This is a genomic window from Streptomyces sp. bgisy159 (assembly GCF_965341775.1).
Classification (GTDB): Bacteria; Actinomycetota; Actinomycetes; order Streptomycetales; family Streptomycetaceae; genus Streptomyces.
Genome location: NZ_CBDQZH010000057.1, coordinates 1 through 26,236, shown reverse-complemented (window position 1 = coordinate 26,236; position 26,236 = coordinate 1). Strand labels below are relative to the sequence as shown.

Sequence of the window (26,236 nt, the reverse complement as noted above, 5' to 3'; positions counted from 1 at the left end):
CCTCCCCCGCGCCTCGAAGCCAGTGCGCGACAGGGTTACCGGCCGTGTACGAGATGGGGTCGTTGCGCACCGACGCCGAACGGGACGAGGCCGCGGCCCTCGTCCAGGACCGTCAGCGCTGGCTCGCCATGCGCGGGGTGCCTACACCGGCCCGGTCCGATATCCCGGCCCTGTTCCGCGCCCCGCAGGTGAAACCGGCTGGACTGTTCGAGGACGGGCTGCTGCTGGCCTGCATGATCCCGCAACGCGGGCCCGACCTCGGATGGGGCGAAGGCCCGTGCCTCTTCCTGGACTGCGTCCACACCCTGCCCGGTCACTCCGATGACACCGTCCGGCTGATCACTCTGTGGGCCTCCGACTTCGCCGCCCGGCTTGAGGTACCGCTTGTGCGGGCCGAGGCCATGGCCCGCCATCCTCTCGACGTCGATCCGATCGCCACATTCCTTCGTCGGCTCACCGACATGGGCTGGGACGTCCGTGGATCGGGCACCGGACAGCACCATGAGCGAGTCGCGCGCCTCGAACTCACCGCTGAGCTTCGGCCTGGGCTGAGCGCGCTCATCGGCTGCCAGGTCCACGAGCCGCAGTCCGCCGCCGACCAGCGGAGTATCGCGTGAGGACCGCGGAACCGCTGCGGCCGGACCTCGCCCGCGAACTCATCGCCCGCGCCGCACAGTCGGCAGCACGCCGGGCCAGACGCGTACGCAACCAGCTCGACGCCGTCCACCTCGGCCAGGACCGTCACGCTGAGCACGCCGACACCAAAGTGCTGCGCCGCATCCTGGCCGAACATGACTGGCCCAGCCACCGTCTCGTGGGCCCCGACGCAGCACGTGCCGCCTGGAGCATCGCTCTTCACGCCGACGACGAACCCGACTTCCAGCGGGCGGCCACCACCCTTTTGAAACGTGCGGTCCAGGACGGCGATGCGCGCATCCAGCACTGGGCCCACCTTCACGACCGCGCCCTGGTCAACAGCGGGCGCCCCCAAGAGTTCGGGACGCAACTCGTCCTCAGCGCAGCAGGGGTGGAGCTGTGCCCACTGCGTGCGCCGCAGTTGCTGGACCAGCGAAGGGCCGCCGTCGGACTGCCGCCGATCGCCGTCGCTTTGGACACTGTGCGCCGCCGGTACGCCCTGGATCGCATTGTCGGCGGCTCACCGGCCGTCGTGCTAGCGGGGGTCGCATGACGCAGCGAGCCCCGCAGGCTTCCACAGACCCGCCCTCGCCCCAGATCACTTTGCGTGAAAGGACCGTTAAAGCATGAAGCTCACCACCGCCGTCCTCGCTGCCGGCGCCGCGGTTTCCCTCGCCACCGTCGTGGTCGGAGCCGCCCGGCTGAGGCAGGACGCGCGGCACCAGGCCGAACGAAATGAGGCGACCGTCGCGCGCAACCAACTCGACTGGCTGACGCAGATGTCCGCCAACCCTGACCTCGCCAAGCTCTGGACGCCCGAGGACCTGGACGTCGAGGAGTACATGCAGCTGCTGAAGGCCAACCAGCTCATCTGCATGCTCAGCCTGCGCGACCGCCTCGGCTTCGTCCGGGAGGGGCGTCTGCCGCTCTACGCCTCGAAGCTGATGGAGAGGGACGTCTGCCGGCGGTACTGGGCCCGTTTCGGGGGCCTCCGCGCTCAGGAGGCCGAGGGCGATGAGCGCGCCGAGCACTTCACCAAGGTGCTGGACAAGGCCGCGAAGAACCACCTGGGGGCACAGCCCGTAGCCGCCTGAAGAGGCGGCTGCCCCACTCCGCCCGAATCAGCCACACCCTCACCTCTCGGAGAAATCGAATGGGCTTCACTGCTGTTCCACTACCGCCCGGCATTTTCACCATCGGTAAGAAGTTCGCCTTCGAGGCTGGCCATCGGCTTCCCCGGCTGCCGCATGAGCACAAGTGCTCCCGCCAGCACGGGCACAGCTACGAGGTTGAGGTCATCCTCACTGCATCCGCGCTGGAGGATCCCGGCTTTGTCACGGACTTCGGTGCGCTCGCCCCGTTCAAGTCGTTCCTGGACACCGAGCTCGACCACCACAACTTGCACGAGATCCTGCCCTTCGAGCCCACCTCGGAGCGCCTGGCCCAGTTCCTGGCCGGCTGGTTCGTTCAGAACCTCCAATCGGAGATCCCCGGCCGCCTTGTCGCCGTCCTGGTCCGCGAGACCGCAAGCAGCTGGGCCCGCTTCGATGTGGTGGGCCAATGACCACAACCAAGCGGCTCAACCTCGAACCGGAAGTTGCCGAAGGCGAATCCCTGATCGTCGCGGAGTGCTTCGGTACCGAGGTGCCGACGTTTCAGGGCGAGGGCCCAAGCTGCGGACACCCGGCCCTGTTCATCCGCCTGTCCCGGTGCAACCTCACTTGCACGAGATGCGACACGAAGTACACCTGGGACTGGTCTCGGTTCGACCCGCACGAGGAGTCGACGAGGCAATCCGTCGCGGGCCTGGTGGCCTGGGCCACGTCTTCACCGGTCGAGCTGGTCGTGATCACCGGCGGCGAGCCGTTGATCCAGCAGGCGCGACTGGTGCCTCTCGTCCGGGGGCTGATAGCAGCCGGCAAGCGGATCGAGTGCGAGACGAACGGCACCATCGCGCCCACTCCCGAGCTGGTGGCCGACGGGGTCCGGTTCAACGTCTCGCCCAAGCTTGCCAGCTTCGGCGTGAAGGAGACCAAGAGCATCGTGCCAGCCGCGCTGGAGGCGTTTGTGGCCTCCGGGCGGGCGGCGTTCAAGTTCGTCGCTTCCACGGTGGACGACCTCGACCGGATCGCCGAGCTGGCCGACGCCCACCGGCTCGCGCCGGTGTGGGTCATGCCGGAGGGCACCACCCCCGAGGTGATCACCGCGACTACCCGGGTCCTCGCGGACGGGGTCGCGGCCCGGCACTGGCACTTCACCACGCGCCTTCACGTGTTGGCCTTCGCGGACGCCCGAGGCCGCTGACCGCACGCGACTCCACGCCCTATCCGTTCTCCAGTCCCCGGAAACGAGAGATGCCCATGACGACCTCTATCGCCAGCCCTGCGGCGGCGCCGACCGCTGCCGTCGCCGGGCCCGCTACGGTCATCGACACCGGCCGGGTCGCCGGCCTGATCCACCAGCTCTTGGTCGAGCTGGGCGAGAACCCCGCCCGCGAGGGGCTGACCGGCACCCCGGACCGCGTCGCGGCCTGGTGGAGAGCCTTCCTGTCCCCGGACGGCGCCGAAACGGCCACCTGCTTCACCGAGTCCCAGCTGGGTGGTCAGCTGGTCATCGTGGGCGGCATGAGCGTGTGGTCGCTCTGCGAGCACCACATGCTGCCCATGAACTTGCAGGTCACGGCTGGATACGTGCCGGATGGCGAGGTGGTGGGCCTTTCGAAGTTCGGGCGGATCGCCCAGCACTTCGCCGGCCGACTGCAGGTCCAGGAACGCTTCACCCGCCAGGTCGCCGAATACCTCAACGGCGTGATCGGACACGAGAACATCGCCGTCGCCGTACGCGGCGTGCACCTGTGCATGAGCATGCGGGGCGTACGGATGGAGGAGGCTCGCACCACCACGGTGCACTCGGGCGGGCGCTTCGGCACCGACCCCGTCCTTTCCCAGCAGTTCCTCACCCTCACCACCGGCCTGTGGGGGGCGTCGTGATCACCACCGCGGGCATCGACTTCTCCGTCATCGCTCCGCCTGCCTACCTGAAGAACTTCGTCGCCCAGGAGCCGGCCCGCGTCCACCACGTGGCCGCCCAACACGTGCTGTCCGACGAGAGCTACCGGGCCTTCTTCGCTCACGAGGCCGAGCGCGGCGCCGAGATCATCATCGACAACGGGCTCTTCGACCTCGGCTACGCCCTGCCGGCGGAAAGCCTCGTCGAAGCCGCGCTGGCGGTATCCGCGAGGGAGATCATCCTGCCGGACGTCATGCGGGACGGGGCCGCGACCTTGAAGGCGAGCGAGAAGGCCGCGCGAGAGATCCGGAAGCTGTCCGGCGACGCATTCCGGCTGTGCGCGGTCCTGCACGCCGCTGACGACGACGAGTGGCTGCGCACCTACGACGCCTTCGTGACCAGCGGCTGGGCCGGGGCCATCGCCCTGCCGGCCTCGCGTCGACCGGATCCCGACGAGCAACTGTGCCGCACCCGCTGGTTGGCGACCGCCTACCTGCAGGATCGCGGCCTGGTCGACAATCTGCTCATCTACCGGCTGCTCGGTCTGGGCCGGACCGGGCACCTGGAGCTGATCGAGCAGCGCGAGCACGAGTGGATCTCCTCCGTGGACGGCGCAGCCCCGGTCATCCTCGGCGCGATGGGCGTCGCCCTGCTGCCCGAAGGGCCATACGAGAAGCCCTCCACGCCCCGCATCGAGAAGCTCGGCCCGATCCCCGAAGACCGGTTCGATCTCATCCGGAAGAACATCTCCGTCGTTCGCGCGGCGGCCGGCAGCACCGTGACGATAGCCGAGGAGCACCGATGACGCCCTTACTCGCCGACCGGACCCCCGGACTCCTGCGCGCCGCCCCGATCGAGCCGGCCGGGCACACTATGACCCACGCGAGGCTGCTGCGCTACCTGGAGATCAAGGTCCACCACCTCATCCAGGACCAGGACTGGGACAGCATCCGCGTCATCGGCGCCTACGACCGCACGGCGGTGGTCTCCCGGTACGAGAAGACCGGGAAGCTGTTCAACATCGAACGGCCCACCGCAGAGATCCACGGCCGTGACCTCATCGTCAAGGCGTTCCCCGGAGCCGATTACGTCCAGCACTACGCCCTGATCATCGCCACGTATCTGGCCATGACCGGCCGCCCCGTCGGCACCGTCACCTATCAGCCGCCCGAGCAGGAGGAGTGCCGAACGGCGCTCGACGCGCTCGACCTGGAACTGGACGGCGACCTGGTGATCGTCGGCTGGGGCCTTCAGTACCTCGCTCCCGAGAACGGAGTGTGGACCCGCGGACCCGGCTACGCCTGGCAGCGCCTCGACGTCGCCGGCCGTCGCGTGGTCTACCTCGGGTTCCTCCACAGCATCTGGGGAGACGTGGCCGGACGGGTCGTCACGCGCCTTGCCGAACTCGGCGCAGGCGACGTCGTCTACGTCGGCAAGGTCGGCTCGCTGACCCCCGGCGTCGAACCGAACGCCTGGCTGGCGACCGGCAACACCAGCCTGGTACGCGGGGCGATGGTGAGCTGGGACGACTTCTTCGGCGACTACGCCGCCGCCCACGATGGGGTGCGCAGCGGCCTGCACGTGTCCTCCCCGTCGATCCTGCTGGAGAACCGCGACTGGCTGGCCCAGCACACCGCCTCGTACGCCTTCGTCGACCCGGAGATCGGCCCCATGGGGGCGGCGGCGCGCCAGGCGGGGATCAGATTCGGTTACCTCCACGTCATTTCCAACAACCTCGCCACGCACTATCCCGCCGACCTGTCCAATGAGCGTCACAGCGACGTCCTGCGCCAGCGCGCCGTCCTGGTGGACCGCATCCGCACCATCATCACCGGCCGCCTGACCGCCAGCCCGACCCACCCCCTGGGAGAATCCCGATGACGGCGAACGCGCCGACCACCACCGCAGCCGGGAAGCTGATCACCTTCGTCGGTGGTGACGGGGCCGGCAAGTCCACCCTCGCCGCCCGCCTGCACCAGGCCCTCAACGACGCCGGCCACACGGCAGTCCTCATCGGCAAGCACAGCACCGACGTCCGCCGGGACCCGGAGCTGTCCGCCTACCTCGACCGCCTCAACGAGCTGGTCTACCGGCGCGACGCCGGCGTCGCCCAGGCATGCGGCGACCACTACTGGCTGCTTGCCCTGGCCTCCTGGTACACCCTGCAGGACCGGCTCGTCATCCAGCCGGCCCTCGCCGCGGGAACCCACGTGATCCTCGACAACGCGCACCACAAGATCCTCGCTCGGTACTCGGTCAACCCCGAGGTCTCCCCCCGCCTGTGCGAGCAGGTCTTCGCGCATCTCACAAAGCCGGACCTGGTGTTCTTCCTGAACATCGGTGCTCGCGAGGCTCTCGTCCGCAAAGGCTCGTTCACTTCCCTGGAGGCCGGCCACGCCGGCGGCGGTGACGAGGACTTCATCCGCTACCAGGACACCGTCCTGGACCAGATGCGCGAACAGGCGGAGCGCGGCGCCTGGCTGACGCTGGACGTCGCCCAGTTGGACCGCGACCAGGTCTTCAAGGCCGCCGCCGCTGCCCTGGCCGACCGTCTGCGCCTGACCGTCTAAACCGGCCCTCCCTCCCCGATCGACAAGGAACGCACCATGGACCAGGCCCTGCCCGTCAGCGGGACATACGTCTGTCACGGCATCACCTGGGCGAGCGCAGACCCCCGTCTTCTGCTCGCCCCCGTGACCGGCGGACCACTCGTCTACGCCCCGGTCATGGGCAGGCGCCTGAGTTACCAGGTGAGCGGTACCGGCCGGTGGTGCATCGGCAGGTACCGGTTCGCCGACCGCGTCCGCGTCGAGGCGGTCGCCTGCCCTGACCGGGCCCCGGCCGAGGTCGGCGGACAGTGCCCGGCCTGCGCCGGGCGGGACGACTTCCGCTTCGCCCACCGGTTCCACTCCGGCGGGCATGTTCCCGACTCCCTGGCGGCGTACATGGCCCAGCCGCACTGGCTGTACCTGGCGACGTTCGCCGACGGCACCACCAAGATCGGCACCGCGGCCGAACCCCGTAAGCGCTCCCGCCTCGACGAACAGGGTGCCCTGATCGCTACCTACCTCGCCCGGAGTGCTGACGGCCGCGCTGTGCGGTTCCTGGAGGATGCCCTCACCCGCCAACTCGGCCTGACGCAGACCGTGCGAGCCGCGGCCAAGCTGACGGCCCTGGCCGAGCTGCGCGACCTCGCCCCGGCCGACACCGCCCACCATCAGCACCTCGACCGCGCCACCGCGGCCCTGAGCGGCCTGAACGTCCCGGCCACACCGGAGCCGTGGACGCCGCCCGGCGAAGGCGAACTGCTGCGGACGCCGGAGACCGGGCGCGCCTTGTACCCGCACGACCCACGCTCCGGTGAGCACGGACTGACGGTGCTCTCCTGCCTCGGCTCCCAGGTCCTCGCCACCCTCGACGGCGACGGTGAACAACTGCCCTACCTGCTCGACCTCGGCACCCTCAAGGGCCGGCGCATCGTCCTCGGCGCACAGTTCTCCTCACCGCCCGCCGCCGTACAGTCCGCGCTCTTTTGACCCTGTCCGAACACCCGGCCTGCACTGCCGGGCCGCTCTGAGAAGCGAGGCCACAGCAACATGGCACCCCAGGACGCCATCCTCGGCTGGGACGAGGACAGCAACGCCGAGGCATACAACGCCTTCACCCGCGCCCATCCCATGTACGACGCGACCAGCCGCGACCTTGCCCGTCGAGGCCATCTGGCCAACGCCAGCCTGGTGGTCGACCTGTGCGGCGGCGCCGGCGCGACCGCCCGCGCGATCCTCGACCTGATCCCGGCCTGCGCTCGGGTCGTCTCCGTCGACAACGCCGCCGCGATGCAGCGTGTCGGTCGCCGCACCCTGACCGACGCCCGCCTGACCTGGATCACCTCCCCGGCCGAACGGCTCGCCGACCACCTGCACGCCAGCAGCGCCGACGCCGTAGTGTGCAACTCCGCGATCTGGAAGACCGACACCGCCGCAGTGTTCGCAGCCGTCGCCCACATCCTGCGCCCAGGCGGGCACTTCGTCTTCAACATCGGCGGCGGCTTCGCCGGCGTCCGGCACCCCGACGAACTGTCAACCCGCACCGGGCCTTCCCTGAACGCCCTCATCCGCCAAGTCGCCGCTGAGGCCCACGGATACACCCCACCGCCGCGCGACGCGGACAGGCCGCCGAAGCTGCCGCTGAAAACAGTCACCGAGCAGCTGACCGCAGCCGGACTGACGGTCGTCGGCACAGAGCTCACCGCCCAGCACAGCACCATGGCCGAGAAGAAGGCGTGGCTGTCCATCCCCGTCTTCGCGCGGCCCGAAGGCGACTTCACCCACGCCCAGCGGATGCAGATCCTCGACACCGCCTACGCCATGACCACCCCCGATGCCCCGGCCGTGACGAGCTGGCTCGTCGTCGTCGCCCAACGGCCAAAGGCCGCCGCATGACTCCGGCCGCCCCGGCTCCCGGCGGCGGGGCCCGCCTCTGTGACCACGCAAGCGTCGGGGTACTGATCTCCTCACCGAGCGGCCTGCTGGTGTTCGAGCGGGCGATTCCTCCGGCCGGAATCGCCCCGGTCGCCGGTCACGTCGACGAGCATGGCGGCCCCGAGCAGGCCGCGCGCGACGAAGTCACCGAAGAGGTCGGTCTTACCGTCACCCACCTGCACCTGCTGCTGGACCAGTGGCGGCCCAACCACTGCCACCGCACGCCCAGCGGTCCGGTCGGCCACCACTGGTGGATCTTCCAGGCCGAGGTTTCCGGGTCGCTGTGCCCCTCGCCCCGGGAGGTCCGCGCCCCTCGGTGGATCCACCCGGCCCAGCTGCAGCAGCACGCGCTGCGGACCACCGCGCACGCCAACGGGTACCTGGACCGTGAGGAGTTCGAGCGCGAACCCGGCCTGGAGCCGGTGTGGTGCCGCTTCCTACACGACCTTGAGCTCGTCAGCCTGCCCTCGGCCGACCTCGACCGGATCGAGGCCCTCCTGTGAACGGCGGCCAAGGGCCTACCTCAGCGGGAGCCGACCGCCCGGCCGGCTGCCAGACAGCGAGCGTGCGCACGGATCCGCTCGCGGTCCTCGGGGAAGACGCTGTCCCAGCCTGTATCCAGACGGAACCATGCCGCCGGCTGGTTCTGCTCCCCGGCGAGCGGCACGTCGCGTCCCACGATCGCGGCGTAGGACAGGCCCAGCGTCGGAGACCAGTCGGCCCGGTAGGAACGCACCGCCACGGCAGCGGGCTCGGGCAGCAACTCGGTGCGCAGGCCGGTCTCCTCCAGCAGCTCTCGTGCCGCCGCCGCACGCGGCGCCTCGCCCGGCTCCACCTTGCCACCGGGCGGCACCCATCCGCGCACGCGGTGCTTGACCAGCAGGACGTGCTCGAAAGCAGGGTCGGTGACCCACACCTCGGCCGCCAGCGGCTCCATGGGATGTCGGCGGGCTTCCTCCAGCCAGGCCCGTGCACCGTCGAACTCCCACGCGGCGAGGCGGGCATCCGCAACAGCCTCGTCCAAGATCACCTGACCGACTTCACCATGACTCACCCGCCCCACCCTAGGCCGACGAACCGGCCGGACGTCGCAGCGACGAGCAGGCAGCCATCCGGGCATGTCCGGCCGGCCCGGTGGCCCCTTCGGGCTGCAGGGCGATCACCCGTGGCACCCGCTTCACACGAAGGAGACCAGCGTGCCCGATGAGCAGCCCTCGGACCGGGGAGCCTGGGTCGTCCTCGGCGGCGTCCACCTCCTCAACCGCACCGCGCCACGGCGACCAGACGAGCCGATCGTGCTCGTACGGGTGCCACCGCAGGAGGTATGCCGGCCGGCCACCACCGTGATCGTCCGCTGGAACGCGCTGGGGCCCTGCCCGGCCGAAGCGCTGCACCCCGGCGGCACCCGGCTCGGGGCGGCCAGGATCGACGGCGGCGAACTGTTCCCCGACGCCATCGCCGGTCCCGCCCTGCGCGGCCTGGTCGGTACCGAGCACGCCCCCGGCCTGGTGCCGCTGTGCTACCTGGCTGAACATCCCGGCGGCGGCTACCACGCGTACGCGCAGATCCGCTTCCATCCCGAGGATGCCTGCTTCGTCCGCACCACCCGGAAACCAGTCGGCCACGGCCCGGTCGAGGAACTGCGCTGGTTCGACCCCGTGCTGACGGCGCACGCGGAGTCGAGTACGGCGCTTAACAACCATCTGCGGTACTTCCGCAAGCACTTCTCCGGCACTGAGCTGGAGTTCAAGTACACCCTTGCCCCGGCACCGGACATCTGGTCCGCGTCCATGGAACTGCTCAAGGCACTGCGCGACGGCAAGCTGGAAGGCTGCCGTCCGGAGTACCGGGAAGAGTTCCAGATCCACCACACCGAGAACCATCTGTTCGACGTCACCGGCCCCGAGCCCGAGATCGGCTACGCCTCCTTCATCCCCACCGTCACCGCCGGGCACGTGCTCAAGCGAAAGTGGTTCACCGAGGACGCCTTCGCCCGCCGCGAGGAACTCACCCCTGGCCTCGACATCACCCCCGACCGCTTCGAGACGTTCCTGCGCGAAGACTTGAACCTCCAGGTCCGGGCCATGCCGCCCTTCCAGCGCGTCCGCTACGACATCCAGTGCGAGTCGCTGCGCACCGGACACGTCTACGGCATCTTCCTCGACCGCTGCGCACTCCTGGCGGCCCCCGACGTGGTGCTCTCCCAGTGCGAGCTGGAGTACCTCCGCTCACGCAGCATCCTCGACCACGACCAGGACGAGATCCTCATCGAGATGAACCGGATCGACAGCTGGCTCTGCGAGTACCTCGCCAGTCACGGTTGGGCCGCCGAGCACACCTTCTACTCCAAGCGCAGCTTCCTTCGCGACGCCATCTCCCTCCGCCCGGACCTCGCCACGCGATGACTGACCAAGCGCCCCCCCGGCAATCCCCCGCAGGAGGTACCGCAACCCACATGAGTGATCGAACACTGCATCACAACCCGCACCACCCGACCACACAAGGAGAGAGCCTGGTATTCGAAATCACGTTCTAGATTTCGCCCCCCTCCACCCGTTACGGCTACAGCAGGGCCGCCGTTACCCGATCACCTGTCCGCATCTCGCCCCGAGGAGTCCCCATGCATCCCGTACGCCGCCCTGGACTCGTTCATCCTGCGTTCGAAAATGCCGCTACCTCCTCGGGCGCCAGCCTTCGCCTCACCTCCGGTCGCGCAGCTCTGCTCGCCGACGGGTCACGGCCGGATACGAGGTACCTGGCATGACGCAACCCACACCTCTCCCGTCCTCCGTCCTCACCTATAGCTTTCGGTACGACGGTGCCCTCGTGACCAATGGTCGGCACACCGTAGAGCGCCTGGTACAGGAGGGCCGCCCGTGAGCGACTCGCCTCACCAGCTGATCGCCGACGTGGCGCAGGTCCTGCTCCGTACGAACGGCGCCGCCTTGTGCGTACGCCGCGCACTGGACGCCGCCCTCGCACCGGGACAGCTCACTGTCGTGGGCGGCCACCTGGAAGTCGGTGAACCACTCGACCATGCTGCGCGACGCGAGGCCATGGAGGAGGTGGGGGTCCTTATCACTGCTGAGCAGCAGGAGTTCTGCGGGCTAATCCACCACCACGACTCCGACGGTGGCCTGGACCGGATCACCGCCGTGTTCGTGGCACAGTCCTGGACGGGTGAGCCGTACAACGCCGAGCCACACAAGCACGAAGGGCTCTTCTGGGTGCCGATGGAACGACCGTCGCCGGACTGTCACCCCTACACCGCCACCATCTTCCACATGCTCACACACGGCCCGTCCTACCGGGCCATCAACTGGCCTGCGGGAGGCGCCCGGTGAAGAGATTCTTCGGCCCGGTCACGATGGCCGATCCTCAGGTCTCCGACGCCGAACACGAGCTGTTCGGCGGCCCCCTGCGCTACGACATGGGCTGGTCCCAGCACGAGCACGCGACCTTGGACCTGACCATGATGTCCGCGCTGCGCTCCATGCCCACACTCGTCGGCGCAACCCTGCGCATGGCGTGGCAGGCCGACCGGCGTGCTCTGCTCTCGGTCGGGGTCAGCGAGATCGGCCAAGGCATCGCCGCAGCCGCCGGCCTGCTCGCCGTCAACGCCGTCATGCACGCTCTGCTCGCCGGCAACGGCAGCGCTGCCGAGCGGCTGCACGCCCTGTTACCCGGCCTGTTGGCCGCCGCCGCTATCGGCGTCATCAACTCCGCCCTGTCCGCCTGGTCCACCTCCCGCGCAGGGCGGCTGGAGCCGAAGGTCGAGCGGATCGCGACCACGCAGTACCTGGCCGCCGCAGCCAGCGTCGAACTGGAAGCCATCGACGATCCCGACTTCCGGCGGCTCGTGGACATCGCCCAGCATGGCCCGGGTTCGGCCCGCCGCATGATCAGCGCCTGCGTAGCCGCGCTGAACGGCCTCATCTCGCTGATCACCACCGCCGGCGTCCTCGCCGTACTCCACCCCGTACTGCTGCCCATGCTGATCCTCATCGCCGCCCCTCGCGGCTGGGGCGCCATGCGCGTGGCCCAGGAACGATACGTGTCGGTGATGAGCTGGATCGAGCACGTGCGGGCCAGCCGCCTGATCGGCAACCTACTCACCGAACGCACCGCCGCCCAGGAAGTGCGCCTCCACGCCGTCGGCGACTTCCTCCTGAGCCGCTACGAGCAGATGGCCGAGAGCGCCGAGGCCGAACAGGAACGCCTCGCCTCCAACAAGGCCCTGACCGAGTGGGTCGCCTCCGCGCTGTCCGGTCTGGCGATGGCGGCGACCTACGGGGCCATGTTCTGGCTGATCATGGCCGGGCACATGAGCCTCGCCGTCGCCGGGACCGCCGTCATCGCGGTACGCACCGGCTCGGCGAGCCTGGGAGCGCTGGTCATGAACATCAACCAACTCCACGAGGAGAGCCTCTACGTCCGCGACCACGGCCGCTTCCTCGCCCAGGCCGCTCAGCGGACGCTGCCCGCCGGCGGTGCGCCCGTACCGGAACGCGTCAGGGAAATCGTTCTGGACCAGGTCACCTACCGCTACCCTGACCGGGACACCGCCGCCCTGGACAGCGTGTCACTGACCCTGCCTATGGGATCGGTCACCGCCGTGGTGGGTGAGAACGGCTCCGGCAAGAGCACCCTGATGAAGATCCTCTCGGGCATGCTGCTTCCCGAGGCCGGCACCCTGCGCTGGGGCGACGCGGACCTCACCGGTCTCGACCGCGCCCAGGTCTTCGAGCGCGTCTCCCTGCTCACCCAAGACTTCCAGCGCTGGCCCGTGACCGCCGCGATGAACATCCGCCTCGGCCGCCCCGACCACCCCGCTACAGACCAGGACCTCAAGCCCTCGGTCGACTACGCCGTTGCCGGCCCCGTCATCGCCAAACTCCCCGACGGGCTGCGCAGTCTGCTGGCCCGCATGTTCCGCGGCGCCATCGAACTGTCCGGCGGCGAATGGCAGAAAGTCGGCCTGGCCCGCACGCACTGGCGCAGTTCAACATCACAGGCAGACGGCGTCCTCATCGTCGACGAACCGACTTCCGCCCTCGACCCCGAAGCCGAAATCGAAGCCTTCGACCGCATCCGCCGCCTCGCCGCACCGAACCGAGCCGTTGTCCTGGTCACCCACCGCATGTCCGGCGTCCGCCACGCCGACCACATCTACGTCCTCAACAACGGACACCTCGCCGAGCACGGCACCCACGACGAACTCATCGCCGCCCGCGGTCGGTACGCCGCCATGTTCGACGCCCAGGCCGCCCAGTACGCCCCGATCGCGACCATCCCGAACCCTGCAACGCCCACCGTCTCGGACCAGGTATGACCCGCACGACCGAAAGGCCCGCCGTGACCACACGCCCCACCACGGACCTCGACGAAGCCACCGCTCTGCGCCACCAACTGGCCGACGAACTCGCCGCCGCCGGACACATCCGCACCCCCGCGGTCGACCGCGCCCTGCGCACCGTGCCCCGGCACGCCTTCGCCCCCGAAACGCCCCTCCATGCTGCGTACGCCAACGAGATCATCGCCACCCGCCACAGCGACGACGGCACCGTCATCAGCTCCATCTCCGCGCCCTGGCTGCAGGCCGACATGCTCGAAGCCGCCCGCATCCAGCCCGGCCACCACGCTTTGGAGATCGGCTCCGGCGGCTACAACGCTGCTCTCATCGCCGAACTCGCCGGCCCGACCGGCCACGTCACCACCCTCGACATCGACCCAGCCGTCACCGACCGGGCCACCCGCTTCCTGACTCAGGCCGGATACGGCCGCATCCGCGTGGTCACCGCGGACGCCGAGCACCTGCCTGCCGAGGTGGTGCCGGACGGCGGATTCGACGCCATCGTGGTCACCGTCGACACCTGGGATCTGCCCTGGATCGACGCCCTGGCCGAGGGCGGCCGTCTCGTCGCACCGGTGCGTCTGCACGGGTACCACTGGGCCATCAGCTTCACCAAGCACGACGGGGCCTTGCACAGCGACGAGCCGCTCATCGTCTGCGGCTTTGTCGCCATGCAGGGCGACGGCGCCTGGCACAGGAATCGCCGCACCGTCCCAGGCACCGGCGTCCACCTGTCCTGGGAAGACGGCAACCCGTTGCCCGTCGACGAACTCGCCCCAGCCCTCACCTGCGAGCCGACCGTGACGTACACCCACGTCACCGTAGGCGGCCAGGAACCCTTCGACGCCCTCACCCTCTACCTCGCCGGGGCCCTGCCGGGCTTTTGCCGCCTCTCGGCCGACTCCGACGGCGACAACGGGGTCCTGAACCCGCCGCCCAAGCACTGGCCCGGCGCCGCGATCGTCCGCGGCAACTCCCTCGCGCGACTGGCCACCGAGCGCATCGGCGACGGAGACGACGGCAAGGGCCTGTACGAGTTCGTTGTCCATGGCCACGGCACCCGAGGACACCTCGCTGCACAGGAGATGGCCGAGCAGGTCCGGCACTGGCAGCACAACCACCGCGGCGCCCTCTGCCCCCGCATCACCGCACGACCGGCCGCCAGTTGCACCCCGCCGACCAGAGACCACGAACCGCACGTATTTGCCAAGAAGCACACCCGCATCACCGTGGACTGGCCGATCGTTCCCGGCCGCGCTGCACTGCTCACCGTCCGAGGGAGCTGCAGCGCCGGATGAACGGCCGTACCTCCTGATCACCGCTCCCGGCCCGTGCCGAACCCATGCCCGCCCCACCGATAAGGAAGGCACCGCCAAGTGACCACTCCCGTCTCAGGTTCGGATGATGTCGCACCGCGTGCCGCCCTGTCCGCAGGGCAGCACGCCGTCCCCCGGCACACGGTGTGGGTCGGCGCCGCCGCGCTCGTCACTGACCAAGTCGGCCGCGTCCTGCTCGTTCACCCCACCTACCGCGAGGACGACCGGTGGCTGCTGCCCGGAGGAGTCGTCGAACCCGGCGAACACCCGCACGTCGCCTGCCGGCGCGAGATCACCGAGGAACTCGGCCTGACAAGCCTGCCCCTGTCGGGCGTGCTCGCCGTCCACTCCCTCTCCCCGCACCACCCGGACAGCCAGCACAGCACGCGTTTCCCCGGGGAGATCCGGTTCGTTTTCGATGGCGGAACGCTCACTCCTGACCAGGCGGAGGCCATCCGCCTCCCGCGCGAGGAGCTGTCCGAGTACGCCTTCCTGGAGACCCGGGACGCGGTGCAGCGGCTGCGCCCCGTGGACGGGCAGATCATGCTCGCCGCCTACCGTGCACGGCTCGGGAACACGGCCACCGCTCACCTCGCGGACGGCCGGCACATCCTCGACGTCCCGGTACTGGACCGCCATGACGTGCACGTTCGCTACCGGCCTCTGTGGGAGAGCCCCTTCAACCGCGACCCCGTCCCCGAACGGCTCCCCGTGCAGCAAGCCTGGGCGTGGTGCTTCGTCCCCGACGGCCGGGTCGTCCTCTTGGCCGACCCCGGCCCGCAAGGCGCGCTGCCGATGCTGCCCGGCGGCACGGTTGAGAAGACCGACGCGACTCCCGAGGACACCCTCCACCGGGAAGCCGCCGAGGAAGCGCAACTCGCTCTGACTGACCCGGTGCGACTGGGCTGGGTGCTGGACGAAACCGGTGAGGTCTACGGCGGGGTGGGGCCCAACGCCCGGCTCCGCTTGGCCGCCCGGGTCACCGCCGTCGGACCGGCGGCCGTCGACCCTGCCACCGGCCACCCCTTCGCCCGCCTGCTCGCCTCCCCCGCCCAAGCAGCCGCCCTGCTCGGATGGGGGCCGCCCGGAGCGCGGCAAGCCTTGCTTGCCGCTGAGACGGCCCGGGAGCGGTGGGGTCTGCCTGCCGCTCGGCCCGCTGCCATCGAGGAGATCCCTGCTGAGGGGATGCGGCTGAGCTGACACGAACGACTACCCCGCCTCCATCTGTCCCGCTTCACGCTCCTCTGAGGTAGCCGAATGCCGCTGTCACCCGACCACATCCGCACCACCGTCGAGACCTACCTCGCTCGCCACCCTCACGAGCGCGCGGCTCAGCGGCCTCCTGGGCGCCCTCGACCGTCCCACCGATATCGCCAGCCGCTCCACCTTCACCGGACACGTCACCTGCGGCGCGATCGTCATCGATCCGCTCGGCCGCGTCCTGCACGTGCTGCACCTGGCGAGCGGCAAAGTCCTCGCTCCCGGCGGACACACCGAGCCCGAGGACGAGTCCCTGGCAGGGGCGGCTCTTCGGGAGCTGCACGAGGAGACCGGGATCCCGCCCCAGGCCGTGGCACCGTGGCCCGGCTACGAGACTGTCCCGTTCGACATCGACATACACGACATCGACGCCCACCCGGGCAAGGGGGAATCCGGCCACCGGCACTTCGACCTCCGGTTCCTCTTCCGCCTGCAGACCGCGGCAGAGGTGCCGCTGGTACTGCAGGAAGAAGAGGTCGGCGGCATCGAATGGCGTCCCGCGCACAGGGTGGCCTCCCCCTCCCTGCGCCAGAAGCTGCTCAAGCTCCCGCCCGGAACCGGACCGGCGACCGCCAACGCCTCGGCCCTGATCTACAACGACCGTGGCGAGTACCTGCTCCACCTGCGCGACTACTTCCCCGGCCGGATCTGGGAGCCGGGGATGTGGTCACTGCTGGGTGGCGGCCGAGAGCCCCAGGACGCCACCCTGGAGCACACTGTGCGGCGCGAACTGGCCGAGGAAGCCGGCCTCCACATCGCCGACCTGACCCCGTTCGGCATCGAGGAAGCAACCGACGACGCCTGCGGGACCGTACCCATCGCCATCTACGCCGGCCGCTGGAACGGTGACCCCCGCGAACTCCACCTGACGGAAGGGGTGATGCTGGCCTGGTTCGCCCCCGACGACCTCCACCGCCTCCGCATCGCAGACACCACCAGCGCCCTCGTACGGCGCCACGCCGCCAGCCGCCCGGTCGGCGCATCCCGCACCGTGTCGCAGAGCGGGCCCGCATCGCACGAGGGGCGCCGCCCGGCCGCTCCGCACGGCACGGTTCCCAACATCATCGGCGTTCACCTCTACCTGGAACGGCCTGACGGGACGGTGCTGCTCGGGCTGCGCCACCCCGACTCCAACTTCGCGCCTTCCACCTGGCACGTCCTGGCCGGCCACTGCGAGCAGGAGAGCGCCATTACCTGCCTGATCAGAGAGGCATGGGAGGAGGCCGGTCTGCGCATTGTTTGTGACAGGTTTCGTTGGCCCCACTCCGGCACTTTGATCTGGCCCCAGTTGATCGACATTTGATTTGGCCCCACTCATGCCACTCTGAGGCGACATGCCCTCGTCCGAGTGAATGGTCTGCGCTGTCTGCCCGAGCCCGACAGGGTGTGTCTGTCGTTCACGGTCATGTCGGAGGCCGTGTGCTTGGTCATGGCCGTGTCGGGAGGCCGGGTTGCATCTATCGCGTGTCGAGCTGTTCGAAAACATCCGTCGGGACGTCCGTCTCGATCCGTCGATCTCGCAGCGGGCGCTGGCGGCGAAATACGGTGTTCACCGCCGAACCGTCCGGCAGGCCATGGCCTCCGCGATCCCGCCGCCGCGCAAGTCCAGCCAACGGCAGTTCCGCGTCCTGGATCCGGCCACCGGGTGGATCGACGCGATGTTGCGGGCCGATCTGAAGGCACCGAGGAAGCAGAAGCACACCATCGAGCGGATCCAGAAGCGCCTGGCCGAGGAGCATGACTTCGACCTGGCGTCGTATTCCACTCTGCGCAACTACGTCCGCAAACGGCGGCCGGAGATCGTGGCGGAGGACCGTGAGGGCCGCCAGCATCTGGAGGGAATGGTGCCCCAGACACACCTGCCCGGTGAGGAAGCCGAGGTCGACTTCGCGGATGTCTGGGTGCGGGTGGCCGGCGAGGTGGTCAAGTGCCACCTGTTCACGCTGCGGCTGTCGTATTCGGGCAAGGCCGTCCACCGGGTGTTCGCTTCGCAGGCCCAGGAGTCGTTCCTCGAAGGTCATGCGGAGGCATTCCGGGTGCTGGGCGGTGTCCCGACCAAGCACATCCGCTACGACAACCTCAAGCCCGCGGTCCGGCAGGTCTGCACCGGCCGCAACCGGGTGGAATCGGAACGGTGGACCACCTTCCGTTCGCACTACGGGTTCGATGCCTTCTACTGCATTCCCGGTGAGGAAGGCGCCCACGAGAAGGGCGGGGTCGAACAGGAAGGCGGACGCTTCCGCCGGGCCCACCTGGTCCCGGTGCCCGACGTCCCGTCGCTGGAGGAGCTGAACGCCCGCATCGCCACGATCGACGAAGCGGAGGACGAGCGGATCCTGCGCGGGAAGCTGACCTCGATCGGCTTCAACTTCCGCATCGAGGCAGAGGAACTGGCCCCACTGCCGACCGAGGACTTCGAGTGCGGCATCACGCTGACTCCGAAGGTCGACCGGACCAGCCGGATCACCGTCCGCCAGAGCCACTATTCGGTGCCCGCCCGCTTCATCGGCGAACGGGTACGCGTTCTGCTGCGGGGCAACGAGCTGCTGGTCTTCGAGCGCCGGAACATCGTCGCCCGGCATCCTCGGCTGACCAAACGCTACGGATATCGCGACGTGCTGGACCACTACCTGGAGATCCTCCTGGTCAAGCCCGGCGCCATGGCCGGGTCGACCGCGCTGGCCGCCGCACGGGCCGAGGGCTCCTTCACGGCCATCCATGAGGCGTTCTGGGCCGCCGCCCTGAAGGCCCATGGGGACGCGGCCGGCACCCGGGCCCTGATCGAGGTCTTGCTGCTGCACCGGCGAATGCCCGCCGAGGCGGTCCAGGCCGGGATGTCTGCCGCGATCAAGGCCGGATCGATCAGCCCGGACGTGGTGGCCATCGAGGCCCGCAGGGCCGAGTCCGCCGCCCGCGACCCCGAGCCGGAGGACGACGAGAACGATCCTCCGCCCTTGGCGGACATCCCCGGCGGGCAGCTGCTGACGCTTCCCGCCCGCCGGCCCGAACTGCCCGAGGACAACCGTCCCCCGCCGTCGGTGGACGTCTATGACCAGCTCCTTACCCGCCATCCGAAAGGTTCCGCATGAACGACAGCACCGCCCTCTTCGACGTCGGTGAGCGGGTCCCGGGCCCCCGCAAGGACGCCTCCGCCGCCGGCGCCGTCGAGACTGTGATCGACGAAGCCTGCCGGGCCCTTCACCTGCCCACGATCCGCTCACGCTGGGAGGAGATCGCGGGAACGGCGCTGAAGGAGCGGGCCAGCTACAAGGACTTCCTGGCCGATCTTCTGGAAGCCGAGTGCCTCCAGCGAGAGGAGCGGAAGAAGACCCGGCTGGTCAGGGAGGCTAACTTCCCCCGTCCGAAGCGGCTGGAGGACTTCGAGTTCGAGAAGAATCCGAACGTGACCCCCGAGCAGGTCAGCACCCTGGCCGACCCGGCCTGGGTGAAGGTCGGCCTGCCGCTCTGCCTGATCGGGGACTCCGGCACCGGCAAGTCGCACCTGCTGATCGGCATCGGGACCGCGATCGCTGAGGCCGGGATGCGGGTCCGCTACACGACCACGGCGAACCTGGTCAACGAGCTCGCCGAGGCGGCGGACGAGAAGAAACTCGGCCGGACTCTGGCCCGCTACGGACGCGTTGACCTGCTCTGTCTCGACGAGTTCGGCTATCTCGACCTGGACAAGGCCGGGGCGAAGCTTCTGTTCCAGGTGTTCACCGAACGCGAGGAACGACGGGCCATCGCCATCGCCTCGAACGCACCGTTCTCGGAGTGGAAGCAGACGTTCACCGACCCCCGGCTCTGCGCGGCGATCGTGGACCGGGTGACTTTCAACGCGCACATCGTCGAGACGGGCACCGACAGCTTCCGCTTCAAGAAGACCCAGGAGAAGCACCGCAAGTCGTGAGTACAGGTGTCGGAGCCCCGCATGGCAAAATGCGCGGGGCTTCGGCGCAGGTCAGGCCATTGTTTCTCTGGGCGGATCCGCCCGCTGGGCTGCCATGGTGTTCAACGGGCAGCAACGGCCAAGCTGACCACGTAGTGCTCCTCGACCGTGCCGTTCGGGAAGACTTCGGTCAGAAGGTCGCGCTCAGCAGCCAGGAACGTCCTGGTGCCGTTCTCGCCGAGAACAAGGAAGTCGGAATAGCTGGCCAGGTTCGCGAGATGGGTATCGAGCGGGACGCTCCTGGTCCACACGACCTGTCGGGTGACGAAGCTGAGTTGGGCTGGCAAGCCGCGGAATCGGGCCATCGGGTCGGGTTCGCTGTCTTTGGCACCAAAGAGGCGGCGCAGGCGGGAGTCCTGGTCGGCTATCCAGGACACAGTGCTGTCTGAGTCGTTCCACCAGAGAGCGAGTGCACCGCCGGGGCGCAGTACTCGGAGGGCCTCTGGGACGGACTTGCGCTGGTCGGTCCAGTGCCAGGCTTGGGCATAGGTAATGACGTCGATGGACTCGGAGGCAAGCGGCAGGTTGTTGCCGTCACCGAGTACGAGGGGGACATGGGGCAGTCCGAGGCGGAACTGCGAAGCCATTCCAAACCCCGGTTCCACCGCGATGACGCGCGCACCCCGGGCATGAAGGAGGGCGGTCGCCAGTCCTGTGCCGGCACCGATGTCCGCGACGCGGGCACCGTTCAAGGGCCGGTCGGCGAGTTCCTCAACCGCATCGAGCAGCGCGGGCGGATACGAAGGACGGTTGGCGGCATAGCTGGCGGCTGCCCTGTCGAAGGAACGGGCCTGCGAAGTGATCGTCATCTGACCATCCTCGGCGGTCCGGAGGCGCCTGGCACAGCACTTTGAAGCCGTTTCCCCGCCAAGGCGTCGCAAGGCTACCGACGGCGCCTCCCAACCCCCGACAATCCCTCCGCTGCGGCTCGGGACACGGCTTCTGAGCCGATCCGCTTCAAGAACCGAGGCCGGCGTCCCTTGCGGGGCGCCAGCCTCGGCCCAGTTAGGCACGAGCCGTTCTCCGCCGGTCGTGCCGATGCCCGTCCCGTCGTCCACCGCAGATCGGAGAATCCGTCGGTCCCGGATCGAACACGGGTCGAGATCCTGTAGTCCAGCGGGCTGTCGGGGCCCGTCGTCCAGTCCGGATCCGATGTGCTTCACGCTACCGCTCCGCCCCCTCCCCCCGGCCAGAGAACCCACTCGTTCGGGGTGGGGCCAAAACAACTTGTCGGAGCGAGGTTGACGCCCCCACACGACCGGTCTCTGCCAGCGAGTGGGGCCAACTTCAGTGCCGGGGTGGGGCCAATTCAAGTTGCCACAAACAGCGCATCGAACGACAGGACGTCGAACTCGTCCACGTCGTCCACCACATCGACCGGGCCGGGGGCCGGCCCCGCATGGGCCTGTTCTTCCGCGCTCGGACCTGGGGCGGCGAGCCGGAACTACGCGAGCCGGACAAGTGCACCCAGTGGAAGTTCTGGGATCCGGCCGCCCTCCCCGAGGACCTCGTCCCCTATACCAGGGTCGCCATCGAGGGCATCCGGGCCGGCCGCTCCTACTCCGAAACGGGCTGGGTGTGAACATGGCCGCTTCCATGCACCCGGACCTCCCGCCCGAGGAAGTGCGGCAGCTCGCCGAAACAAGCAGTGGGCTACATCGCCAGCTGGTCGGACACCTCCGCGGCCCGCGAGAGCAGCCGGGTGTGACGGGCCGACGGAGCAGGGGGCGGGACATGGTCCACCCTGAAGATTCCGTCACGGAGCAACCCCCGTTCACCTTCCATGGGCCGCTGAACGCAACGAACCACACCGCATCTATCGGAGGCATGTGTGCCTGACGACACCCAACAGGCGATCCCAGCCGTCCGGAGTCCGGCGGCCAGAGAGGAACGGCAAGAGCACCACATGCGCCTGCTCCCGCGGTACTACCGCCTAGTGGAAGCAGGCCGCAAGACGATCGAAGTGAGGGTGGCCACCCCGCGGAAGCGCGCCGTTGCCGTCGGCGACACGGTCGTCTTCCACGACCGCGACACCGGCCGGGAGCTCGACGTCATCGTGCAGCGGATCACCCCGTACCCCTCCTTCGAGGATCTGCTCAGTTCAGAGGACCCCGCGCGCATCGACCCGAACGGGCCGCCCGGAGAACTGCTCGCCAACCTGCGAAGCATCTACCCGCCAGCCAAGGAGGGCCTCGGCGCCCTCGCCTTCGCATTCGACCACCGCCCTGCACGGCCAGGCCGACCGATGCCGATGACGCCCGCGCAGTACGCGCACACCGTCCCCCACCACACGGTGTACGGCTGCCTGTACATCCGCGACGAACACGACCGGCCGGTTCAACTGCGCTCGGTCTACGGCTCGCGCCTCTGGCAGTTCCCGGGCGGCAACCTGGACGCCCAAGGAGAGGACCCGCTGCAAACCGCTCGCCGCGAAGCAGTCGAAGAGACCGGCCTCGAACTGGGCCTGGATACGCCGAAGCTTCTCCTCACGCACTTCCTGCACGCCGGGCCCCGCCTGCCGCTGAACAAGGTAGGGCTCATCTTCGACGGAGGGCGGCTGACCGCAGAGCAGCTCGGTCGGATCCGGCTCGATCCCGCCGAGCACGACATGTGGGCCGTGCACGACCTCGCCACCTGGCAGGGACTGATGGCGCCGCGCGCCTTCGCCCGCCTCGACGCCATCGAACAGGCCCGTCGTGGCGAAGGCCCCGCCTACCTCACCACGCACACCTGATCCCCAGCGCACCCACCCAGGAGGCAATCGTGGCCGCCCAGGACACCAACACACGGGCCTGGCATATGTATGGGCAGCGACAACTGGCTCGCGCCTACACCCCGCCCGTCCCCGACCAGCTCACCTGGACGCCTTGGGAAGGGGTCGGACCGGGAGCAGAAGTCCTCGGTGACGTCACCGGCCGCCGCGTCCTGGACATCGGTTCGGGAGCTGGCCACCACGCCGTCCATCTCGCCCAGGCGCACGGAGCCCGCGTCACCGGAATCGAGCTGTCCCCGACCCAGCACGAACGCGCCATCTCCGCCCACACGAACGTGGAGGGCGTGGAGTTCGTCCAAGGAGACGTGGCCGAGTACCTGGCTGGCACCGCGCCGTTCGACGCCGCATACGCGATCGGGACGCTCGGGTTCATCGATCCGCACCGCTCCCTGCCCGCGCTGCGCGACGGACTGCGCCCCGGTGCCCCTCTGATCCTCTCGCTCCTCCACACCGACTTGCACGGCCGCGGCCCGTCCACGGAGGTGGCGCCGCGCGAGCAGATGATCCTGCTGCGCGACGATCCGCCCCTGCCGACGCAGATGTGGGTCCTGTCACCGCAGCTGTGGGAGGACCTGCTCACCGAGTACGGCTTCCGCGTCGAGGCCATCGACCTGCTGCCTCACCCCGACGAGGGCGCCACGGTTATCCAGCAGGTCATCCGCGCCCGGCGCCTTCCCGACCGGCCAGCGCGAGTCTCCAGCCGGCCCCGCAGCACCCGAGCGCCGGCAGCCCACGCAGCCGTCGGCGTCGGAGCGATCCTGCTGAGCGAACAGGGCATTCTGCTGGGACGACACCGACGCGGCACCCTCGAACTGCCCGGTGGGAGCGTGGAGGCCGGGGAATCCTTCGTGGACGCGGTGATCCGAGAACTCGGCGAGGAAACCGGTCTGGTCGCTCGGACCGGCGACGTCCAGCTCCTGGGCACGCTCTTCGACCACGTCGGAAGTGTCCTGCGGGTCACCGTCGGCGCGCTCGTCCTTGCCTGGCAGGGGCAGCCGACCACGCAGCCGGACGAGAGCGTCGGCGACTGGGCTTGGCACCCGCTCGATCAGCTCCCCGACGGCCTGTTCGTGTGCAGCGCCCAGATCCTCACCGCATGGCGGCCCGACCTGGCCATCGACCACTCGCCAGCGCACTTCACGCGTTTCGCATCCGGACAGCGGCTATGCCTGGCGACGGCCTGGCCTGACCGCCGACACCGACGTACACCTGTCGCGCCGCTCCTCTTTTAGCGTCGAAGGAGACGTAGTTGAAGATCGTGCTAATGTCCGACCCTCGAGTCGCCGCCATCCCCGTTCAGGACTGCGGCGAGGAACTCATCGACATACGGGCGTCCGGCCTGTTCCTCGTCGATCAACGCAAGCAGGACTCCGACGGCCACTTCGCGCACCTGCGGCACGGGCTCATCGAGCGCCTGGAACACGCCCAGCGACTGCTTCCCACTGAGCTCCGCCTGCTCGTCGTCGAGGGGTACCGACCTCCGGCGCTCCAGCGGGCGTACTTCGAGGAGTACGCGACCAAGCTACGTCGCGGAAACCCCGACTGGAGCGACAGCCGCGTCCACGAGGCCGCAAGCCGCTACGTCTCCCCACCGGAGATCGCGCCGCACAGCGCCGGCGCGGCCGTCGACCTGACCCTCGCGGCCTCGGACGGCCAGGAGGTGGACATGGGGACGAGGATGAACGCCTCCCCAGAGGAAAGCGACGGCGCCTGTTACACCCACGCGAACTCGATCATCGGCGCCGCCCGGGCCCATCGCGACACGCTCTGCCGCGTCATGTCAGCCACCGGTTTTGTGAACTATCCAACGGAGTGGTGGCATTTCAGCTACGGAGACCGATACTGGGCCCTCCACACCGGCCAGGCAGCCGCCGTCTACGGACCACGCGACCGCACGTAAGCAGCAGCTACCAGCAGTACCGCGAGGAAGCGCGACATCGTGAGCAAGCCGACCGCCGTCCTGCTCATCGGAATCACCGGCTCCGGCAAGACGCACCTTGCACAGGCCCTCGCCGCGATGGGCCTTGTCCGCCTCAGCGTTGACGAGGAGGTCCACCGCCTCCACGGCCGGTATGGGGTCGACTACCCCGAGCACGGGTATTTCGAGCGCGAGGCTCCTGCGGTCGAGACCGTACGTGCGCAGCTCACGGAGCACCTCGGCGCGGGCCGTGCCGTCGTCCTCGACCACGGCCTGTGGCGTCGTTCCGATCGCGAGGAATGGAAGAAGACAGTCCGAGCCGCGAGCGGACTCCCGCTGCTCGTCTACCTGCCGGCCTCCAGGGAGAAGCTCCTGTGGCGCCTCGCCGCGCGCAACCAGCGCAAGGACGCCAATGCCTTGAACGTGACTCCCGAAGCCTTGGACGACTTCTTCGCTCGGTTCGAACCGCCTACGGACGATGAAGGTGCCGTCATCGCCTACAACGGCGACGCAGAGGTCATCCGCTCCATGATCCGATGACGCCCCCGGCCGTCCCGCCGAGCAGAGGCGCCAGGTGCTCGGCCATCACGAGCAAGGACCGCTCCGAATAGGCAGGTCCTACCAACTGCACACCAATCGGGAGGCCATCGGCGCTACGCGCAGCAGGCATGACCAGGCTGGGCAGACCGACGTGGCTGGTCAGGTTGGCCCAGCCGGTCTGGTCGAAGAAGCTCCGTTCGACGCCGTCGACCATGAGAGAGCGGCTCCCGGCTGGGATCGCCGCAGTAGGAGCGGCGGGCGTAATGAGGACATCGTGCCGGGCGTCGGCGAAGAACCGGTGCCACGTCTGCCGGAGCCGGAGGCGCTCCTCGTTGGCGCGGAGCCAGACACGGTGTGTCTGCGTTCGGTGGCGGAGGAAGGCGGCTCGAGGGCTCGCATCGTCCGTGTGCAGGTCACGGGCAGCGGCGAGTTCGGCGGCGCCGGCGTCGTCGTCGGTGGCTGCGGTCGTGGTGGCGTAAAGGAGTTGCTCGAAGAGGCGCAGAGAGTCAGCGAAGCCGACCGGCCCCGTGGTGTGGCGGACACTCGCGCCGGCGGAGGTCAGCGTCCGTTCGACGGTGGCGAGAGCATCGGCGGTGTTGCGGTCGACTGAGCAGCTCGCGTCGTCGGCCCACACTGCCACGCGGAGCTGGCCGATCTCGCGTTGCGCCGTGGGCAGCGTGACGCTCCAGGGGTTGTTCTCGTCGGGTGACGGTGTCGTCAGTGCGGCGAGGAGCAGGTCGAGGTCTCGGGGGTGCCGGGCCAGGGGGCCGGGGGTGACCATGTCGCTGCTGGTGATCCACCCCGGCGGGCGAGGGACGTGGCCGCGGGCTGGGATGAGTCCCTGCGTGGGGCGCAGGCCGTAGACACCGCAGTAGTGGGCGGGGAGCCGCAGGGAGCCGGCGAGGTCGCTGCCGAGGTCGGCGGGGGTCAGACGGGCGGCGACTGCTGCTGCGGGGCCGCCGGAGGAGCCGCCGGTGGTGCGCTTGGGGTCATGCGGGTTA

The 26,236-nt window shown here is 69.2% G+C and carries 28 protein-coding genes; 25 read left to right on the top strand and 3 right to left on the bottom strand.

All coding sequences use genetic code 11. From position 1 onward, the window contains the following. Positions 1-44 precede the first annotated feature (44 nt). The 12 genes from ACSLTV_RS32925 to ACSLTV_RS32870 all read left to right on the top strand — a co-directional run bounded on the left by ACSLTV_RS32925 (position 45) and on the right by ACSLTV_RS32870 (position 8,629). Positions 45-617, top strand: coding sequence for a hypothetical protein (locus ACSLTV_RS32925; protein WP_435613442.1), 573 nt, complete (start codon positions 45-47; stop codon positions 615-617). Further along, complete coding sequence (locus ACSLTV_RS32920; RefSeq protein ID WP_073948155.1) at positions 614-1,189, top strand: DUF6624 domain-containing protein; 576 nt, start codon at positions 614-616, stop codon at positions 1,187-1,189. The genes ACSLTV_RS32925 and ACSLTV_RS32920 overlap by 4 nt, the downstream gene beginning before the upstream one ends. Before the next feature lie 73 nt (positions 1,190-1,262). Further along, complete coding sequence (locus ACSLTV_RS32915) at positions 1,263-1,730, top strand: DUF6082 family protein (RefSeq protein WP_435613441.1); 468 nt, start codon at positions 1,263-1,265, stop codon at positions 1,728-1,730. Positions 1,731-1,789: 59 nt separating this feature from the next. Next, positions 1,790-2,200 carry a 6-pyruvoyl trahydropterin synthase family protein gene (locus ACSLTV_RS32910; protein WP_073948153.1) on the top strand — a complete coding sequence of 137 codons (411 nt, stop codon included), beginning with the start codon at positions 1,790-1,792 and terminating at the stop codon, positions 2,198-2,200. After that, a complete protein-coding gene (locus ACSLTV_RS32905) occupies positions 2,197-2,940 on the top strand; it encodes a 7-carboxy-7-deazaguanine synthase QueE (RefSeq protein ID WP_073948152.1) in 744 nt (247 codons plus the stop codon). The genes ACSLTV_RS32910 and ACSLTV_RS32905 overlap by 4 nt, the downstream gene beginning before the upstream one ends. Positions 2,941-2,996: 56 nt before the next feature. Next, positions 2,997-3,626 (top strand): GTP cyclohydrolase I, encoded by a 630-nt coding sequence (gene folE, locus ACSLTV_RS32900; RefSeq protein ID WP_100572070.1) that lies wholly within the window; start codon positions 2,997-2,999, stop codon positions 3,624-3,626. Further along, the gene (locus ACSLTV_RS32895) at positions 3,623-4,450 is read left to right on the top strand and encodes a hypothetical protein (protein WP_100572088.1); all 828 of its coding nucleotides are present in this window, start codon (positions 3,623-3,625) and stop codon (positions 4,448-4,450) included. Before folE ends, ACSLTV_RS32895 begins: the two co-directional genes overlap by 4 nt. After that, positions 4,447-5,526: a hypothetical protein gene (locus tag ACSLTV_RS32890; RefSeq protein ID WP_435613440.1), complete on the top strand. Its 1,080-nt coding sequence runs from the start codon at positions 4,447-4,449 to the stop codon at positions 5,524-5,526. The genes ACSLTV_RS32895 and ACSLTV_RS32890 overlap by 4 nt, the downstream gene beginning before the upstream one ends. Continuing rightward, complete coding sequence (locus ACSLTV_RS32885; protein ID WP_100572072.1) at positions 5,523-6,215, top strand: dTMP kinase; 693 nt, start codon at positions 5,523-5,525, stop codon at positions 6,213-6,215. The genes ACSLTV_RS32890 and ACSLTV_RS32885 overlap by 4 nt, the downstream gene beginning before the upstream one ends. 36 nt (positions 6,216-6,251) lie before the next feature. Then, the gene (locus ACSLTV_RS32880) at positions 6,252-7,181 is read left to right on the top strand and encodes a DUF2797 domain-containing protein (RefSeq protein ID WP_435613439.1); all 930 of its coding nucleotides are present in this window, start codon (positions 6,252-6,254) and stop codon (positions 7,179-7,181) included. Between the two features lie 60 nt (positions 7,182-7,241). Continuing rightward, positions 7,242-8,087, top strand: a complete 846-nt coding sequence (locus tag ACSLTV_RS32875) for a class I SAM-dependent methyltransferase (RefSeq protein ID WP_073948147.1) — start codon at positions 7,242-7,244, stop codon at positions 8,085-8,087. Continuing rightward, positions 8,084-8,629 (top strand): NUDIX domain-containing protein, encoded by a 546-nt coding sequence (locus ACSLTV_RS32870; protein ID WP_100572073.1) that lies wholly within the window; start codon positions 8,084-8,086, stop codon positions 8,627-8,629. Before ACSLTV_RS32875 ends, ACSLTV_RS32870 begins: the two co-directional genes overlap by 4 nt. A gap of 20 nt (positions 8,630-8,649) precedes the next feature. Here the strand turns inward: ACSLTV_RS32870 and ACSLTV_RS32865 are convergent, their stop codons facing one another. After that, positions 8,650-9,180, bottom strand: coding sequence for an NUDIX domain-containing protein (locus ACSLTV_RS32865; RefSeq protein WP_236580134.1), 531 nt, complete (start codon positions 9,178-9,180; stop codon positions 8,650-8,652). 142 nt (positions 9,181-9,322) lie between these two features. Here ACSLTV_RS32865 and ACSLTV_RS32860 point away from each other — a divergent pair, with 142 nt between their 5' ends. The 8 genes from ACSLTV_RS32860 (at position 9,323) to istB (ending at position 19,965) form a co-directional block, all read left to right on the top strand. Then, entirely contained in the window at positions 9,323-10,531 is a 1,209-nt protein-coding gene (locus tag ACSLTV_RS32860; protein ID WP_073948168.1) for a hypothetical protein, read from the top strand. A gap of 471 nt (positions 10,532-11,002) precedes the next feature. After that, positions 11,003-11,470 carry an NUDIX domain-containing protein gene (locus ACSLTV_RS32855; protein WP_061915968.1) on the top strand — a complete coding sequence of 156 codons (468 nt, stop codon included), beginning with the start codon at positions 11,003-11,005 and terminating at the stop codon, positions 11,468-11,470. Then, a complete protein-coding gene (locus ACSLTV_RS32850; protein ID WP_079189039.1) occupies positions 11,467-13,458 on the top strand; it encodes an ABC transporter ATP-binding protein in 1,992 nt (663 codons plus the stop codon). The genes ACSLTV_RS32855 and ACSLTV_RS32850 overlap by 4 nt, the downstream gene beginning before the upstream one ends. Before the next feature lie 23 nt (positions 13,459-13,481). Next, on the top strand, positions 13,482-14,777 hold the full coding sequence (fxlM, locus tag ACSLTV_RS32845; RefSeq protein ID WP_159024994.1) for a methyltransferase, FxLD system: 1,296 nt from the start codon (positions 13,482-13,484) through the stop codon (positions 14,775-14,777). 78 nt (positions 14,778-14,855) lie between these two features. Continuing rightward, entirely contained in the window at positions 14,856-15,995 is a 1,140-nt protein-coding gene (locus tag ACSLTV_RS32840) for an NUDIX hydrolase (RefSeq protein ID WP_435613438.1), read from the top strand. 247 nt (positions 15,996-16,242) lie between these two features. Further along, a complete protein-coding gene (locus tag ACSLTV_RS32835) occupies positions 16,243-17,358 on the top strand; it encodes an NUDIX hydrolase (RefSeq protein WP_435613437.1) in 1,116 nt (371 codons plus the stop codon). 148 nt (positions 17,359-17,506) lie between these two features. Beyond that, positions 17,507-19,144 (top strand): IS21 family transposase, encoded by a 1,638-nt coding sequence (gene istA, locus ACSLTV_RS32830; RefSeq protein ID WP_432159016.1) that lies wholly within the window; start codon positions 17,507-17,509, stop codon positions 19,142-19,144. Further along, entirely contained in the window at positions 19,141-19,965 is an 825-nt protein-coding gene (istB, locus tag ACSLTV_RS32825; RefSeq protein ID WP_432159017.1) for an IS21-like element helper ATPase IstB, read from the top strand. The genes istA and istB overlap by 4 nt, the downstream gene beginning before the upstream one ends. Positions 19,966-20,066: 101 nt before the next feature. On the opposite strand, the gene ACSLTV_RS32820 is transcribed toward istB, so the two are convergent. Next, entirely contained in the window at positions 20,067-20,813 is a 747-nt protein-coding gene (locus ACSLTV_RS32820) for a class I SAM-dependent methyltransferase (protein ID WP_432159018.1), read from the bottom strand. A 590-nt stretch (positions 20,814-21,403) separates the two neighbouring features. Between ACSLTV_RS32820 and ACSLTV_RS32815 the strand changes: the two genes are divergently transcribed. The 5 genes from ACSLTV_RS32815 (at position 21,404) to ACSLTV_RS32795 (ending at position 25,235) form a co-directional block, all read left to right on the top strand. After that, positions 21,404-21,586 (top strand): hypothetical protein, encoded by a 183-nt coding sequence (locus ACSLTV_RS32815; RefSeq protein ID WP_435613436.1) that lies wholly within the window; start codon positions 21,404-21,406, stop codon positions 21,584-21,586. Positions 21,587-21,835: 249 nt separating this feature from the next. Next, positions 21,836-22,738 (top strand): NUDIX domain-containing protein, encoded by a 903-nt coding sequence (locus tag ACSLTV_RS32810; protein WP_435613435.1) that lies wholly within the window; start codon positions 21,836-21,838, stop codon positions 22,736-22,738. 29 nt (positions 22,739-22,767) lie between these two features. Further along, the gene (locus ACSLTV_RS32805) at positions 22,768-24,009 is read left to right on the top strand and encodes a bifunctional class I SAM-dependent methyltransferase/NUDIX hydrolase (RefSeq protein WP_435613434.1); all 1,242 of its coding nucleotides are present in this window, start codon (positions 22,768-22,770) and stop codon (positions 24,007-24,009) included. 32 nt (positions 24,010-24,041) lie between these two features. Then, on the top strand, positions 24,042-24,677 hold the full coding sequence (locus ACSLTV_RS32800; RefSeq protein ID WP_435613449.1) for a M15 family metallopeptidase: 636 nt from the start codon (positions 24,042-24,044) through the stop codon (positions 24,675-24,677). A gap of 39 nt (positions 24,678-24,716) precedes the next feature. Further along, the gene (locus ACSLTV_RS32795) at positions 24,717-25,235 is read left to right on the top strand and encodes an AAA family ATPase (protein ID WP_435613433.1); all 519 of its coding nucleotides are present in this window, start codon (positions 24,717-24,719) and stop codon (positions 25,233-25,235) included. On the opposite strand, the gene ACSLTV_RS32790 is transcribed toward ACSLTV_RS32795, so the two are convergent. Next, on the bottom strand, positions 25,213-26,236 hold a 1,024-nt coding region (locus ACSLTV_RS32790), incomplete at its 5' end, for an amidase family protein (protein WP_435613432.1). The two genes, ACSLTV_RS32795 and ACSLTV_RS32790, sit on opposite strands and share 23 nt — an antisense overlap.